At 40.1% G+C, this 16,848-nt stretch carries 13 protein-coding genes and 1 tRNA gene; all 14 read right to left on the bottom strand.

Features of this window, described 5'->3' with window-relative positions; all coding sequences use genetic code 11:
- The coding region (locus tag D1094_RS17990) for a GTP-binding protein (protein ID WP_259337863.1) at nt 1-188 on the bottom strand (188 nt) is incomplete at its 3' end.
- Nucleotides 189-286: 98 nt separating this feature from the next.
- Nucleotides 287-2,386, bottom strand: a complete 2,100-nt coding sequence (gene fusA / locus D1094_RS17985) for an elongation factor G (RefSeq protein ID WP_118961483.1) — start codon at nt 2,384-2,386, stop codon at nt 287-289.
- 224 nt (nt 2,387-2,610) lie between these two features.
- Complete coding sequence (gene rpsG, locus D1094_RS17980; protein ID WP_118961482.1) at nt 2,611-3,084, bottom strand: 30S ribosomal protein S7; 474 nt, start codon at nt 3,082-3,084, stop codon at nt 2,611-2,613.
- 105 nt (nt 3,085-3,189) lie between these two features.
- Complete coding sequence (rpsL, locus tag D1094_RS17975; RefSeq protein WP_116006511.1) at nt 3,190-3,564, bottom strand: 30S ribosomal protein S12; 375 nt, start codon at nt 3,562-3,564, stop codon at nt 3,190-3,192.
- A 307-nt stretch (nt 3,565-3,871) separates the two neighbouring features.
- Nucleotides 3,872-8,086: a DNA-directed RNA polymerase subunit beta' gene (gene rpoC / locus D1094_RS17970; protein ID WP_118961481.1), complete on the bottom strand. Its 4,215-nt coding sequence runs from the start codon at nt 8,084-8,086 to the stop codon at nt 3,872-3,874.
- Between the two features lie 96 nt (nt 8,087-8,182).
- Nucleotides 8,183-12,211 carry a DNA-directed RNA polymerase subunit beta gene (gene rpoB / locus D1094_RS17965; protein ID WP_118961480.1) on the bottom strand — a complete coding sequence of 1,343 codons (4,029 nt, stop codon included), beginning with the start codon at nt 12,209-12,211 and terminating at the stop codon, nt 8,183-8,185.
- 241 nt (nt 12,212-12,452) lie between these two features.
- Nucleotides 12,453-12,821, bottom strand: coding sequence for a 50S ribosomal protein L7/L12 (rplL, locus tag D1094_RS17960; protein ID WP_118961479.1), 369 nt, complete (start codon nt 12,819-12,821; stop codon nt 12,453-12,455).
- A 136-nt stretch (nt 12,822-12,957) separates the two neighbouring features.
- Complete coding sequence (rplJ, locus tag D1094_RS17955; RefSeq protein WP_118961478.1) at nt 12,958-13,452, bottom strand: 50S ribosomal protein L10; 495 nt, start codon at nt 13,450-13,452, stop codon at nt 12,958-12,960.
- Nucleotides 13,453-13,772: 320 nt separating this feature from the next.
- Nucleotides 13,773-14,471, bottom strand: coding sequence for a 50S ribosomal protein L1 (gene rplA, locus D1094_RS17950; protein WP_118961477.1), 699 nt, complete (start codon nt 14,469-14,471; stop codon nt 13,773-13,775).
- Nucleotides 14,472-14,474: 3 nt separating this feature from the next.
- Complete coding sequence (rplK, locus tag D1094_RS17945) at nt 14,475-14,903, bottom strand: 50S ribosomal protein L11 (protein WP_118961476.1); 429 nt, start codon at nt 14,901-14,903, stop codon at nt 14,475-14,477.
- A gap of 292 nt (nt 14,904-15,195) precedes the next feature.
- A complete protein-coding gene (gene nusG, locus D1094_RS17940) occupies nt 15,196-15,792 on the bottom strand; it encodes a transcription termination/antitermination protein NusG (RefSeq protein ID WP_259338001.1) in 597 nt (198 codons plus the stop codon).
- A gap of 2 nt (nt 15,793-15,794) precedes the next feature.
- Nucleotides 15,795-16,181, bottom strand: coding sequence for a preprotein translocase subunit SecE (secE, locus tag D1094_RS17935; protein WP_118961475.1), 387 nt, complete (start codon nt 16,179-16,181; stop codon nt 15,795-15,797).
- Nucleotides 16,182-16,264: 83 nt separating this feature from the next.
- Nucleotides 16,265-16,341: transfer RNA gene (locus D1094_RS17930), tRNA-Trp, on the bottom strand.
- Nucleotides 16,342-16,752: 411 nt separating this feature from the next.
- On the bottom strand, nt 16,753-16,848 hold a 96-nt coding region (locus tag D1094_RS17925), incomplete at its 5' end, for a hypothetical protein (protein ID WP_147361095.1).

The raw sequence follows: 16,848 nt of genomic DNA, 5'->3' as shown, positions 1-16,848 counted from the left end.
ATTGTAATACCACGCTCACGCTCTTCTGGAGCATTATCGATTTGTGCGAAATCACGAACTTCACCACCGTGTACTTTTGTAAGTACCGCAGAGATAGCAGCTGTTAATGTAGTTTTACCGTGATCTACGTGTCCGATAGTACCAACGTTTACATGTGGTTTCGAACGTTCAAATTTTTCTTTAGCCATTTTTCAATTACCTTAAAGTTTAGTGAACTAATAAATTAAAAGGCGCAGTCAAACGACTTTGCCAGATGTAAATATTAAATATTTTCTTAATGGTTACTCTAACGAGTTTCCATAATTTTTTGTGCTACCAATTTCGGTGCTTCATTATACTGCTGAAACTCCATAGAGTAAGATGCACGGCCTTGGGTAGCACTACGCAAGTCGGTAGCATAGCCAAACATTTCAGCTAATGGAACCAATGCATTTACAATTTTCGAACCTGCAGGACCTTCGTCCATGCCGTCTATCATTCCACGACGACGGTTTAAGTCTCCAACAACATCACCCATATTTTCTTCAGGTGTAGATACTTCAACCTTCATCATCGGCTCTAAAATAACAGGGTTTGCTTCCAAAGCCCCTTTTCTAAAGCCCATAGATGCAGCAACTTTAAACGCCATCTCGTTTGAGTCAACGTCATGAAAAGAACCATCAACGAGCGTGACTTTAATGTCTAATAATGGAAAGCCAGCTAATACACCGCTATCCATTTGCTCTTTACAGCCCTTTTCTACTGCAGGAATATATTCTTTTGGTACTGCGCCGCCAACAATTTCGTTAACAAACTCAAAACCAGCGCCTTCTTCTAAAGGCTCCATCTTCAGAACAACATGACCATACTGGCCTTTGCCGCCTGATTGACGTACAAATTTACCTTCTACATCCACACTGCTGCGAATGGTTTCGCGATAAGATACTTGTGGATTACCCACATTACACTCAACACTAAATTCACGCTTCATGCGTTCAACAAGAATATCTAAGTGTAGCTCACCCATACCTGAAATGATCGTTTGACCTGTTTCATCATCAGTGTGCACTCTAAAAGATGGGTCTTCAGCAGCAAGTTTACCGAGTGCGATACCCATTTTTTCTTGCGCCGCTAATGTTCTTGGTTCAACAGCTACAGATATTACCGGCTCAGGGAATTCCATACGTTCTAAGGTGATAACATTGTTAGCATCGCATAACGTATCACCGGTAGTAACCTCTTTCAAACCAATAGCTGCAGCAATATCTCCTGCGCGAACTTCTTTAATTTCTTGCCTATCGTTAGCATGCATTTGCACGATACGACCAAAGCGTTCTTTTTTACCTTTAACAGGGTTATAAACACTATCGCCTGTTTGTACAACACCCGAATAAACACGGAAAAAAGTGAGGGTGCCAACAAATGGGTCGGTAGCAATTTTAAAGGCTAATGCCGCAAATGGTTCGTTATCATCAGCAGGTCTTGTGCCTTCAGTTTCGTCTTTATCGTCATTAATACCCGTAATTGCAGCAACTTCTGTCGGTGACGGTAAGTATTCAACAACGGCATCAAGCACTGCCTGTACACCTTTGTTTTTAAAAGCACTACCACAGCTACAAAGAATAATTTCATTGGCTAAAGTACGCTTACGAAGACCTTTTTTGATCTCGTCTTCAGTTAATTCACCTTCTTCAAGGTACTTGTCCATTAACTCATCATCAGCTTCAGCAGCTTCAGAGACTAAGTTTTCTCGCCACTCTTCAGCCAGTTCTTGCATGTCAGCTGGAATATCTTCATAAGTGAAGGTCATACCCTGGTCATTTTCATTCCAGTTAATGGCTTTCATTTTAACTAAATCGACAACACCTTCGAATTCTTCTTCAGAGCCAATAGCAAGGTGCATAGGCACTGCATTAGCCCCTAATCGTTCTTTCATTTGCTCTACAACAGATAAGAAGTTTGCACCTGCTCTATCCATTTTATTTACGAATACCATACGCGGAACAGAGTATTTCTCCATTTGTCGCCATACGGTTTCCGTTTGAGGTTGAACACCTGATGAGCCACAAAGTACCAGTACGGCACCATCAAGTACACGTAAAGAACGTTCTACTTCGATGGTAAAATCTACGTGACCTGGAGTATCAATGATGTTGATACGGTGATCATCAAACTGGCCTTGCATTCCTTTCCAGAAACAAGTTGTTGCCGCAGACGTAATGGTAATACCACGTTCTTGCTCTTGTTCCATCCAGTCCATTGTTGCCGCACCATCATGTACCTCACCAATTTTGTGAGATAAGCCAGTATAGAACAACACACGTTCAGTAGTGGTTGTTTTACCTGCATCTACGTGCGCACAAATACCAATATTTCGGTAACGCTCAATAGGGGTAGTACGAGCCAATGTTTAATCCTCTTAATAAATCTTGTAACTAACACTAGTTAACTTAAGTAAATTCTCTTCTTATACGTAACTTGTATGAAAATTTAATTAAAGTAACTTAATTATATATCGTGTAATGATGTAAAAACTGCTATCCCGTAAAATGAGCATGGCTAGCAAGATTAACTCTTGCTAGCCATCTACTTACTCGAAAGTAAGTATTACATTCATTCAATACTGTTAGATTACCAACGGTAGTGAGCGAACGCTTTGTTAGCTTCAGCCATACGGTGAACGTCTTCACGTTTCTTAACCGCAGAACCTTTGCTGTCAGACGCATCTAACATTTCGTTAGCTAGGCGCTGAGCCATTGATTTTTCACCACGTTTACGAGCTGCTTCAACTAACCAACGCATGGCTAGTGCATTACGACGCACTGGACGTACTTCAACTGGAACCTGATAAGTTGAACCACCAACACGACGAGATTTAACCTCTACTTGTGGACGGATGTTATCTAAAGCAATTTCGAATAACTCTAAATGCTCTTTATCAGTTTGTTTTTCAGCTAAAATATCTAATGCACCGTAAACAATTTTTTCGGCAGTAGATTTCTTACCATCAACCATTAAAATGTTGATGAATTTTGCTAATAGTTCGTTATGGAACTTAGGATCTGGTAATATTTTACGTTGACCTACGACGCGTCTTCTTGGCATCTTAATTCTCCGTTGTATTCAGGATTAACCCAAAATTTAATTTAATATTTGGCCTTACTTAACGTTTCTCATTTACTACTACTTTGAGTAATAAAAGGCGGAAACTTAAGATTTAGGACGTTTAGCACCGTATTTAGAACGGCCTTGTCTTCTATCGTTTACACCAGAACAATCTAGTGCGCCGCGAACAGTGTGATAACGCACACCTGGTAAATCTTTAACACGACCACCGCGAATTAAAATAACGCTATGCTCTTGTAGGTTGTGACCTTCACCACCAATGTATGAAGTAACTTCGAAGCCGTTAGTTAAACGAACACGAGCTACTTTACGTAGTGCTGAGTTAGGTTTTTTTGGTGTAGTTGTATACACACGAGTACATACGCCACGACGTTGTGGACAGGCTTGTAACGCTGGAACGTTACTTTTTTGTACCTGTCTAACACGTGGTTTACGTACTAGTTGGTTAATAGTTGCCATTATAGCTCCTGATTAGTTAAATTTGCATAAACCTCAATCAATGGGAAAGATTTATGCGCTCGTAATGTGTAATCAATGCGGTTTATAACCACATCCTTATATCAAATACACTAAGCACAAAATATAAGGTCGCGAAATTCTATAGGTCAATCATTAAGCTGTCAAGTATTTGATCGTTTCTTAGCCCTTTTGTTTTCTTAGCTAGCGATCAGTTGATCCTTAGTAATTTTAAAATATAGAAACAAAAAAGCCGTATCAAATTGATACGGCTTTTTACAATAAACGTTAGTCTGTTTTCTAACTAGGCTTATTCACCTGATAGTAAATCAGCGTTTAAGGCATCGGTTAATGCTTTTTCAGCATCGTCTGCCGATACGGTTGTCTCTTCATGAGCGTCAAAAGCAGCTTTTGCTTTAGCACGTTCTTGATGATATGCATAACCAGTTCCTGCTGGAATTAATCGACCAACAATAACGTTCTCTTTAAGACCACGTAGACCATCTTTCTTACCAGCAACAGCTGCTTCAGTAAGTACACGCGTAGTCTCTTGGAAAGATGCCGCTGAGATGAATGACTCAGTTGCTAATGATGCTTTAGTAATACCCATCATTTGCATTTCGTATTCAGCTGGCTGTTTTCCTTCAGCTTCAAGTTCACGGTTAGCGATATTAACGCGTGCCACTTCTACTTGTTCACCTTTAAGGAAATCAGAATCCCCTGCATCTAAAATCTCACACTTACGGATCATTTGACGTACGATAACTTCAATGTGCTTATCGTTAATCTTTACACCCTGTAAGCGGTAAACTTCTTGTACTTCGTTAACAATGTAGTTTGCAACTGGTGCAACACCACGTAAACGCAAGATGTCATGTGGAGATTCAGGACCATCGGCAATAACTTCACCTTTAAGAACTTGCTCACCTTCATAGATGTTTAACTGACGTGTTTTAGGGATCATTTCTTCGTATACTTCACCACTTGGTTGAGTGATTAATAAACGAACTTTACCTTTTGTTTCTTTACCAAAAGCAACAACACCTGTTTTCTCTGCAAGAATTGCAGGAAGTTTAGGCTTACGTGCTTCAAATAAGTCAGCAACACGAGGAAGACCACCGGTAATATCACGAGTTTTTGAAGACTCTTGAGGAATACGTGCTAGCGCATCACCAATGTTTACGTCGCTACCATCTTCTAGGTTAACAATTGCATTACCCGGTAAGTAGTATTGCGCTGGAATCTCTGTTCCAGCAATCATTACATCATTACCTTTAGCATCAACTAGCTTAACCATCGGACGCATTTCTTTACCAGCAGCACTACGTTGTGCAGCATCAGTAACAACAATACTTGATAAACCAGTTAAATCATCAGTTTGACGAACCATAGTGACACTATCAACTAAGTCGACAAACTGAACTTTACCAGCAACCTCAGTAATGATTGGATGCGTATGCGGGTCCCAGTTAGCGATTGTATCGCCTGCTGTTACTGCTTCGCCATCGTTCTTAGAAAGAACAGAACCATATGGAACTTTATAACGTTCTTTCTCACGACCCATTTCATCAATGATAGTTAATTCTGATGAACGTGATGTAATAACAATATGCTTATCTGAGTTAGTAACAAATTTCGCATTTTGTAGTTTCAATGTACCAGTGTTTTTAACTTGTACGCTGTTCTCTGCTGATGCACGAGATGCCGCACCACCAATATGGAACGTACGCATGGTTAACTGTGTACCTGGCTCACCAATTGACTGAGCAGCTACAACACCAATCGCTTCACCTTGATTGATCATATGACCACGAGCCAAATCACGACCGTAACAATGAGCACAAATACCAAAGTCAGTTTCACAAGTAATAATTGAGCGCACTTTAATTTGGTCGACTGAGTTCTCTTCAATCACGTCACAAAGTGTTTCATCAATTAATGTATTACGCGGTAATAAAACTGTTTCAGTACCAGGTATTAAAACATCTTCACAAACTACACGACCTAGAACACGTTCACGAAGTGGCTCAACAACGTCACCACCTTCAATTAACGGCGTCATTAATAAACCATCATGCGTGCCACAATCATGTTCTGTTACCACTAAATCTTGGGCAACATCAACTAAACGACGAGTTAAGTAACCCGAGTTAGCTGTTTTCAATGCAGTATCGGCCAAACCTTTACGCGCACCATGAGTTGAGATGAAGTACTGAAGTACGTTCAAACCTTCACGGAAGTTAGCGGTGATTGGCGTTTCAATGATTGAACCATCTGGTTTAGCCATTAGGCCACGCATACCAGCTAGCTGACGAATCTGAGCAGCACTACCACGAGCACCCGAGTCAGCCATCATAAAGATAGAGTTGAAAGAGTCTTGCTCTTCTGGCTCACCGTCACGGTTAATAACGGTTTCTTTAGATAAGTTGTCCATCATCGCTTTTGAAACTTTTTCGTTCGCAGATGACCAGATATCGATTACTTTGTTGTACTTCTCACCCGCAGTTACAAGACCTTGGTCGAACTGTGCTTGAATCTCAGCAACTTCTGCTTCTGAATCATCAATGATAGTGTACTTAGCATCTGGAATAACCATATCGTCGATACCAACAGAGGCACCAGCAACCATTGCATAATGGAAACCTGTGTACATGATGTGATCGGCAAAGATAACGGTTTCTTTTAAACCAAGGTTACGATAAGCGTGGTTAATCAACTTAGAAATTGGTTTTTTACCTAATGGCTGGTCAATAAGTTCATAAGGAAGACCTTCAGGACATACTTGCCATAAGATTGCACGACCTACTGTAGTATCACGTAATGTCGTTACCGCTTCTAATTCACCGTCTGCATTTTTAACGTGCTCAGTGATACGAATTTTTACACGGGCATGAAGCTCAGCAACACCTGTACGGTATGCTTTTTCTGCTTCTTTAGTATCAACAAATACCATGCCTTCGCCTAAACCATTAACACAATCACGTGTTAGGTAATATAAACCTAATACAACATCTTGTGATGGTACGATAATCGGCTCACCGTTAGCTGGTGCTAACACGTTGTTAGTCGACATCATTAGGGTACGTGCTTCTAACTGTGCTTCAATGGTCAACGGTACGTGTACCGCCATTTGGTCACCATCGAAATCGGCGTTATATGCCGCACAAACTAGTGGATGAAGGTGAATTGCTTTACCTTCAATAAGTACCGGTTCAAACGCTTGGATACCTAATCTATGAAGTGTAGGTGCACGGTTAAGCATAACTGGATGTTCACGAATTACTTCGTCTAGTACATCCCATACTTCTGCGCCTTCACGTTCAACTAATTTTTTAGCTGCTTTAATCGTTGTCGCTAAACCACGCGCTTCTAACTTACCGTAGATAAATGGCTTGAATAACTCAAGAGCCATCTTCTTAGGTAAACCACATTGGTGTAAACGTAACGTAGGACCAACGGTGATTACAGAACGACCTGAGTAATCAACACGCTTACCAAGTAAGTTTTGACGGAAACGACCTTGCTTACCTTTAATCATATCGGCAAGTGATTTAAGAGGACGTTTATTCGAACCAGTGATAGCACGACCACGACGACCGTTATCTAATAATGCATCAACAGACTCTTGTAACATACGTTTTTCGTTACGTACGATGATGTCTGGTGCTACTAGGTCTAGAAGACGTTTTAAACGGTTGTTACGGTTAATAACACGACGGTATAAATCGTTCAGGTCTGAAGTCGCAAAACGACCACCATCTAGTGGTACTAATGGACGTAAATCGGGTGGAAGGATCGGAAGAACCGACATAATCATCCACTCTGGCTTATTACCAGAAGCAGCGAAAGCTTCCATTAATTTTAAACGTTTAGTGATTTTTTTACGCTTAGTTTCACTACCAATCTCAGGCAGTTCTTCACGCATTTGCGCTACTTCGCCGTCTAAATCAATTTGTTGTAGTAAAGCTAAAACGGCTTCAGCACCCATTAGGGCGTCAAATTCATCACCGTGTTCTTCTAACGCATCAAGATACTCTTCTTCCGTTAGAATTTGGCTTTTCTCTAACGTTGTCATACCTGGTTCAGTAACCACGTATGATTCGAAATAAAGTACACGTTCAATATCACGTAATGTCATATCTAGTAATAAACCAATACGTGATGGTAATGATTTTAAGAACCAAATATGTGCAACGGGGCTTGCTAATTCGATATGACCCATACGGTCACGACGAACTTTAGTTAAAGTAACTTCAACGCCACATTTTTCACAGATTACACCACGGTGCTTCAAACGCTTATATTTACCACAAAGACATTCATAATCTTTTACTGGGCCAAAGATACGCGCACAGAATAAGCCGTCACGTTCAGGCTTAAAGGTACGGTAGTTAATGGTTTCTGGCTTTTTAACTTCACCAAATGACCAAGAACGTACCAAATCTGGCGAAGCTAACCCGATGCGAATACCATCGAATTCTTCTGTTTGATTTTGTTGCTTAAGAAACTTAAGTAAATCTTTCACACTCTTCTCCTGTCGGAGTTAAACTCTGAGAAGAAGGCAATTACTGCCTTCTTCGCTTACTGACTTATCACAATCAGCTATCGGTAGTACTGGGTACTAGTCCTGATCTAACTCGATGTTAATACCTAACGAGCGAATTTCTTTCAACAATACGTTGAATGATTCAGGAATACCTGGTTCCATACGATGATCACCATCAACTAAGTTTTTATACATCTTAGTACGACCGTTAACATCATCAGACTTAACCGTTAGCATTTCTTGTAAGGTATAAGCAGCACCATATGCTTCAAGTGCCCATACTTCCATCTCACCGAAACGCTGACCACCAAATTGCGCTTTACCGCCAAGTGGTTGTTGTGTAACCAAGCTATAAGAACCTGTAGAACGCGCATGCATCTTGTCATCAACTAAGTGATTCAGTTTCAGCATGTACATGTAACCTACCGTTACAGGACGTTCAAATTGGCGACCAGTGCGACCATCAGTCAAGTTGAATTGACCACTTTCTGGCATATCAGCTAATTTGAATAGTTCTTTAATTTCTTTCTCTGCAGCACCGTCAAAAGCAGGCGTAGCAATTGGAAGACCAGCACGTAAGTTAGATGCTAAACGCAATACTTCGTCATCTGAGAAACTTGCAACATCTACTTCTTGGCGAGATTCACCTACGTTGTAAACTTCTTGTATGAAGTTACGTAATTTGTGAATTTCTTGCTGTGCTTCTAGCATACGGTTGATTTTTTCACCGATACCACGAGCAGCCATACCCAAGTGAGTTTCTAAGATTTGACCAATGTTCATACGTGATGGAACACCTAACGGGTTCAATACGATATCTACTGGTACACCGTGCTCATCGTATGGCATATCTTCAACAGGTACTACGTTTGAAATAACACCCTTGTTACCATGACGACCAGCCATCTTATCACCTGGTTGGATGCGACGTTTAACTGCTAAGTAAACTTTAACAATCTTCAATACGCCAGGTTGTAAGTCATCACCTTGAGTGATCTTACGGCGTTTGATTTCATATTTTTTGTCAAAGTCTTCTTTGATATTGTCGTATTGCTCAGCAATTTGTTCTAACTCAGCTTGTTGCGCTTCATTAGATAAGTTTTGCGTTAACCATTTATCACGAGACATAGACGTTAAGTCTGACTCATTTAATCCCGCTGACAATAATAACTTCTTAGTACGCGCGTAAATGCCATCTTCAAGAATGCTTAATTCGTCGCCAAGATCTTTCTTAACTTCTTTAAGTTGCATTTCTTCAATTTCGATAGCACGTGCATCTTTCTCTACTCCATCACGGGTAAAGATTTGTACATCGATGATAGTACCTTTAACAGAGTTAGGTACACGTAAAGAGCTATCTTTAACGTCAGCTGCTTTTTCACCGAAGATTGCACGAAGTAATTTCTCTTCAGGCGTAAGTTGCGTTTCACCTTTTGGTGTTACTTTACCTACTAAGATATCACCGCCGTTCACTTCAGCACCGATGTAAACAACACCTGCTTCATCAAGCTTAGATAACGCAGACTCACCAACATTTGGAATATCTGCAGTGATTTCTTCACTACCAAGCTTAGTATCACGCGCAATACACGTTAATTCTTGAATATGAATAGTGGTGAAACGATCTTCTTGCGCCACACGCTCAGATAACAACATTGAATCCTCAAAGTTGTAACCATTCCAAGGCATGAACGCGATACGCATGTTCTGACCAAGTGCCAATTCACCCATATCGGTAGAAGGACCATCAGCTAATACATCACCACGAACTACTGGCTCACCCATACGACATACTGGACGTTGGTTGATACAAGTGTTTTGGTTTGAACGCGTGTATTTAGTTAAGTTATAAATGTCGATACCGGCTTCACCAGGAATCATTTCATTTTCATTAACTTTAACCACAATACGTGATGCATCAACATAATCGACAACACCACCACGTTTAGCTACGGCTGTTACACCAGAATCTACCGCAACTACTTTTTCCATACCTGTACCAACAAGTGGCTTATCCACTTTAAGTGTTGGTACCGCTTGACGTTGCATGTTCGAACCCATCAAGGCACGGTTAGCATCATCGTGTTCTAAGAATGGAATAAGTGACGCCGCAACAGAAATAATTTGTTGAGGTGAAACATCCATGTACTGAACTTCAGCAGAGGCTTTTAAGGTAAATTCGTTTTTGTGACGACAGTTAACTAAATCTTGCGTTAACTTATTATTGTCATCACGTTCAGCATTTGCCTGAGCGATAACAAAGTTACCCTCTTCAATTGCTGATAAGTAATCAATTTCATCGGTAACTAAACCATCAACAACTTTACGGTATGGTGTTTCTAAGAAACCATAATCGTTAGTTCTTGCATAACAAGATAATGAGTTGATTAAACCAATGTTTGGACCTTCAGGCGTTTCGATTGGACAAACACGACCATAGTGAGTCGGGTGAACATCTCGAACCTCGAAACCAGCACGTTCACGCGTTAAGCCACCTGGGCCTAATGCAGAGATACGACGCTTATGCGTTACTTCTGATAACGGGTTGTTTTGATCCATAAACTGTGACAATTGTGAAGAACCAAAGAATTCTTTCACTGCCGCAGAAATAGGTTTCGCATTAATTAAGTCTTGTGGCATTGTGCCATCTAAGTCACCAAGACTTAAACGCTCACGTACCGCACGTTCAACACGTACTAAACCAACACGGAATTGGTTTTCAGCCATTTCGCCCACAGAACGAATACGACGGTTACCTAAGTGATCAATATCATCAACTTCACCTTTACCGTCACGAATGTCGATAAGTGTTTTCATTACCGAAGTAATGTCATCGTTTGATAAAATGCCAGAACCTACATCGTCTGCATTACCAACACGACGGTTGAACTTCATACGACCAACCGTTGATAAATCATAACGCTCAGAAGAGAAGAATAAGTTATCAAATAATGCTTCTGCAGCATCTTTTGTTGGTGGCTCGCCTGGGCGCATCATACGGTAAATTTCAACTAACGCTTCTAATCGGTTTGTTGAGCTATCTACGCGTAACGTATCTGACATGTACGAACCTACATCGAATTCATTCATGTATAACGTTGAAAGTTCTTTGTGGCCAGCTTGACTTAACTCAGCTAATAACTCTAACGTTATTTCAGCATTCGCTTCGGCAATCACTTCACCAGTAGACTCGTCAATATAAGCTTTTGATAAAACACGACCAACAATATATTCTGCTGGTACTTCTAATTTATCAACTTTTGCTTTGTTTAAAGCACGGATATGACGAGCAGTAATACGACGACCTTGCTCTACTAAGATATCATCTTTATCAATCTTAATATCAAATGTCGCTGTTTCGCCACGTAAACGATCTGGAATTAAATCCATGACCAATTTATCGCCTTTGATAGCAAATTTAGTCGTATCGTAGAATAAGTCTAAAATTTGTTCTGTTGAGAACTCTAATGCACGTAAAATGATTGACGCTGGTAATTTACGACGACGGTCAATACGTACAAATAAGTTATCTTTTGGATCAAATTCAAAGTCTAACCATGAACCACGGTAAGGAATTACACGAGCATTGTATAAAACTTTACCTGAAGAGTGAGTTTTACCTTTATCATGATCGAAGAATACACCAGGAGAGCGATGCAATTGTGAAACGATAACACGTTCGGTACCGTTAATTACAAACGTACCATTCTCTGTCATCAACGGGATTTCACCCATGTACACTTCTTGCTCTTTGATATCTTTTACAGTACCTGCCGGAGCTTCTTTATCGTAAACCACTAAGCGTAATTTTACGCGCAATGGTGCAGAATAAGTTACACCTCGTATTTGACATTCTTTTACATCAAATAACGGTTCGCCTAAGCGATAGCTTACATATTGTAACTCTGAGCTACCTGAATAAGCTTTAATTGGAAAAATAGAACGGAAAGCAGCCTCTAGACCGGTTTCACCTGTTGGATCAATATCAATAAACTTGCTAAAAGATTCGAGTTGGATGGACAACAAGAATGGATAATCCATTACTTGTACGCTTTTACCAAAGTCCTTTCTAATTCGCTTCTTCTCAAAGTATGAGTAAGCCATGGGGTTCCTCAGCTTGCTGGTTATGGCCAATCTGCCTAATAATGTATAACAACATCTAAACAGGGTATTGCAGTTATGCTTACGTCTAAGCATAACTTGGTAAACAACATTTGGTTACCTAACACTAAATAATGCACTGTTTTAGTTTAAAAAAACACCATTTTATTTAGCGCAAAAAGGCCGGTGACGATTAAATCACCAGCCATTGCCTTTTCAGGCAAATAATCTGTCAGAAGTCAGATTATTTGATCTCAACAGAAGCACCAGCTTCTTCAAGAGCTTTCTTAAGTTCTTCAGCTTCAGCTTTATCAACACCTTCTTTAAGTGCTTTAGGCGCTGATTCAACTAAATCTTTAGCTTCTTTAAGGCCTAAACCTGTAGCGCCACGAACTGCTTTGATTACAGCAACTTTCTTCTCACCGAAACCAGTTAAGATTACGTCGAATTCAGTTTGCTCTTCAGCAGCACCGCCAGCGTCACCGCCAGCAACAGCAACAGCAGCAGCAGCAGATACGCCGAACTTCTCTTCCATTGCTTCGATTAATTCAACTACGTCCATTACTGACATTTCAGCAATAGCATTTAGGATATCGTCTTTAGAAATAGACATTATATAATTTCCTGTTTTTTAAGAAACAGTCGTTGATAACTCTTGTTAATCAATAAATGACTGTTTGAAATAACTATTAATACAAAAAGTGTTTTCGATATGTTTAACCATATCTTGGTTAATAAGTAAGTACTTATTAAGCCGCTTCTTGTTCTTTCTGATCGCGAACTGCAGCAATCGTACGGCATAACTTGCCGGCAGATGCTTCTTTCATAGCGCTCATTAAACGTGCAATTGCTTCGTCGTAAGTTGGTAGCTTCGCTAACATGTTTACGTCTACAACATTACCTTCAAATGCAGCTGCTTTTAATTCAAATGCTTCGTTAGTTTTAGCGAAGTCTGAGAATAAACGTGCAGCAGCACCTGGGTGCTCGCTTGAAAATGCAATTAATGAAGGACCTTTAAATGTGTCAGAAACACATTCAAACTCAGTACCTTCTACTGCACGACGTGCTAATGTATTACGGACAACTTTCATCCATACGCCATTTTCACGTGCTTGCTTACGCAATACAGTAATTGCTTCAACTGTTACACCGCGGGCATCCGCAACGACAGCTGATTGAGCGCCAGCGGCAGCTTCTTGAACTTCAGCAACAATTGCTTTTTTGTCATCAAGATTGATAGCCATTGGCTTTAACTCCTGGTTCACCGGACATCTAAAATAGCACCGGTATTTACAATCCCTGGGTACAATATTTGTACTCAGGCCATTACGGCGAGGACCAGAATTTTAAGGAAATATCTGGGTAATCACCATCTACGTAGGGAATTATTAAGTACTTAAATCAGAAGAAGTAAGTACACCTACGGTCTTGGACGGGGGTTGCTTGAACTTTAGCTTTACTAAAGACAACCAACTCCTACCAAAATTTAAGGGGCGAAATTATAGTCTACAATTTCGCCCTTGTAAAGATTCAATACTCAATCTTTACTCAATATAAGTAATACTTATGCTTGAGTTAAGCTTGATTGGTTAACGGCAACGCCGGCACCCATAGTAGTAGAAAGTGAAACTTTCTTAATGTATTGACCTTTAGCATTAGCTGGTTTTGCTTTTTTAAGCGCTTCCAATAATGCTTCTAAGTTTTCTTGTAATTGAGCAGATTCGAAATCAGCCTTACCAATAGTGGTATGGATGATACCGTTCTTGTCATTACGGTAACGAATTTGACCAGACTTAGCGTTTTTAACCGCGCCAGCTACGTCAGGAGTTACAGTACCAACTTTAGGGTTAGGCATTAAACCACGCGGGCCTAAAATCTGACCAAGTTGACCAACAACACGCATTGCATCTGGAGAAGCAATAACTACGTCGAAGTTCATTTCACCTGCTTTTACTTGCTCAGCTAAGTCTTCCATACCGATTACATCAGCACCAGCTTCTTTAGCTTTCTCAGCATTTGCACCTTGTGTAAATACAGCAACACGAACTTCACGACCAGTACCATTTGGTAATACTGTAGCGCCACGAACGTTTTGGTCTGATTTACGAGCATCGATGCCTAAGTTAATAGCAACATCAACACTTTCACGGAATTTTGCTGTAGCAAATTCTTGTAATAAAGCGACTGCTTCATTGATATCATATTCTTTTAATACGTCTACTTTTTCACGGATAAGACGAGCGCGTTTTGATAATTTAGCCATTGATTAGTCCTCTACCACTAAACCCATTGAACGAGCAGAACCCGCAATAGTACGCACTGCAGCTTCCATTGAACCAGCAGTAAGATCAGGTTCTTTTGTCTTAACAATTTCTTCAAGTTGTGCTGTAGTTACAGTACCAACTTTTTCTGTGTTAGGACGGCCAGAGCCACTTTTAACGCCAGCAGCTTTTTTCAATAAGAAAGAAGCAGGTGGAGTTTTAGTTTCGAAAGTGAATGAACGGTCATTATATACAGTAATTACTACTGGAACCGGAGCACCTTTTTCGATTGAATCTGTTTTTGCGTTAAACGCTTTACAGAATTCCATGATGTTAACACCGTGTTGACCTAATGCAGGACCAACTGGTGGTGACGGGTTAGCTGCACCAGCAGCTACTTGAAGCTTGATTAAAGCTTGGACTTTCTTAGCCATTTTACTATACCTTTAATTTGGGTTGATAGCGCTATTCACCGACCGTTTATTAACGACTAGCTTTCGCTCCCCAGTTTACTAAGTGTCCAAAATTCTATTAAAAATAATACAAAATTAGACATTTTTAGTGCACGCTAAAAATAAGCGGCAGCGGATTATATATTAACCAAGGTTTTAGTTTCAAGTTTTTTGTGTAGTAATTATACTTTTCTACTTTTTACACGTATTACAGGCAATAAAAAAGCGCTTATATTTAAGCGCTTTCTAGAATATTTTCACTAGCAATTATTCGTTAACTGCTTTTTTCAACTTGACCGAATTCTAAATCAACTGGTGTTGAACGACCGAAAATAAGTACTGAAACTTTGATACGGTTTTTCTCGTAATCAAGCTCTTCAACCACACCGTTAAAGTCTGCAAATGGACCGTCAATAACACGTACCACTTCACCTGGTTCAAACAATGTTTTAGGTTTAGGCTTATCTGTATCTTCAAGGCGTTGTAAAATGCGATCAGCTTCACGTTGTGTGATTGGTGCAGGGCGATCACTTGTTCCGCCAATAAAACCTAATACACGAGGAACACTTTTCACTAAGTGCCATGCTTCTTCATCCATTTCCATTTGAACAAGTACATAACCAGGGAAGAATTTACGAGAACTCTTACGCTTTTGACCTGCGCGCATCTCTACGACTTCTTCAGTAGGTACTAGAATTTCACCAAACTTGTCTTGTAAACCATGAATTTCGATATGTTCGATCAAGGTTTTTTGTACACGGCCTTCATAACCTGAAAACGCTTGTACAACATACCAACGTAATTTCTTATTTACGGCTTTTTCTTCACCTTCGGGTGCTGCACTCTCTTCAGAGAAAATATCTTCAGACATAACTAAACCTGCATACCTGTTACTAAACCAACTAACCAGAATAGAACTGAATCTAATCCCCAAAGTACTAAAGCCATGAATAATGTTGCCACTAATACAATACCTGTTGTTTGCACAGCTTCTTGACGCGTAGGCCAAACAACTTTACGTACTTCTGTTCTTGATTCTTTAGCAAAGACAACCGCAGTACGGCCTTTTTCAGTTTGCATCGCAATAAAACCTGCTACTGCTACCGCGGCAACAATAGCAATGGCACGATATAATACTGAGGCTTCACCATACATGTAGTTACCTGCGACTACACCAACTAAAAGTAGAAAAACGATACCCCATTTCAAGGTATCTAGAGAGCTACTACTTGTAGGTTGCTCTTCTGTACTTGCGTTCATAATTCTATTCCGTAATTACTGACTTCTAAAAAATACCAAGTCTAACATTGCGACTTGTTAAGTGCTCATACTCACTTTTAAAATGGCAGGGGTGGAGAGACTCGAACTCCCAACCATCGGTTTTGGAGACCGCTGTTCTACCAATTGGAACTACACCCCTACGGCTTGCTATAAAGCAATAGTTACACTTGTCGGGTGAATCTTAGTTGTTTGGGAATTAAGAGATACTCGAGAAGTGAGGCGCTATTATACTCAGCCTAGTGTTTTACTCAAGAAGTATTTAAGATTTTGACGAAGATAAGCTGTTTTTTTAGAAGGGCATGGTATTGCAGTTCACCATAATTCGCTATAAACCTCGATTCCAAACAAGGTAGTGTGGATATACCGACTATTTCATCTATATGACAAGATCAAAAAAGGCCGCCCCTAACTCTAGGAAACGACCTTATTTATAATACTATTATTTTAGTATTAATTTGTTAGTTAACTGAAGATTTAGCAAGGCGTTGGCACGGAGTTGACGCTAGTCAATGAGTACCAATAACGATGCTAAAACAAAGTTAGCTTCAAATTAATCTAAAATTGCTGATACAACACCAGCACCAACAGTACGACCACCTTCACGAATCGCGAAGCGTAAACCTTCGTCCATCGCTACTGGGTTGAT

It is taken from the genome of Colwellia sp. RSH04 (assembly GCF_003545765.1).
GTDB lineage: Bacteria > Pseudomonadota > Gammaproteobacteria > Enterobacterales > Alteromonadaceae > Colwellia.
Note: the sequence above shows the minus strand (reverse complement) of the source record. Positions and strands in the feature narration are given on the sequence as shown.

Bases quoted from the DNA above. Each gene is read 5' to 3' on its own strand.
- rpsG (WP_118961482.1), bottom strand. From the start codon at position 3,084: ATGCCAAGAAGACGCGTCGTAGGTCAACGTAAAATATTACCAGATCCT.
- rpsL (WP_116006511.1), bottom strand. From the start codon at position 3,564: ATGGCAACTATTAACCAACTAGTACGTAAACCACGTGTTAGACAGGTA.
- rpoB (WP_118961480.1), bottom strand. From the start codon at position 12,211: ATGGCTTACTCATACTTTGAGAAGAAGCGAATTAGAAAGGACTTTGGT.
- rplL (WP_118961479.1), bottom strand. From the start codon at position 12,821: ATGTCTATTTCTAAAGACGATATCCTAAATGCTATTGCTGAAATGTCA.
- rplJ (WP_118961478.1), bottom strand. From the start codon at position 13,452: ATGGCTATCAATCTTGATGACAAAAAAGCAATTGTTGCTGAAGTTCAA.
- rplA (WP_118961477.1), bottom strand. From the start codon at position 14,471: ATGGCTAAATTATCAAAACGCGCTCGTCTTATCCGTGAAAAAGTAGAC.
- rplK (WP_118961476.1), bottom strand. From the start codon at position 14,903: ATGGCTAAGAAAGTCCAAGCTTTAATCAAGCTTCAAGTAGCTGCTGGT.
- nusG (WP_259338001.1), bottom strand. From the start codon at position 15,792: ATGTCTGAAGATATTTTCTCTGAAGAGAGTGCAGCACCCGAAGGTGAA.
- secE (WP_118961475.1), bottom strand. From the start codon at position 16,181: ATGAACGCAAGTACAGAAGAGCAACCTACAAGTAGTAGCTCTCTAGAT.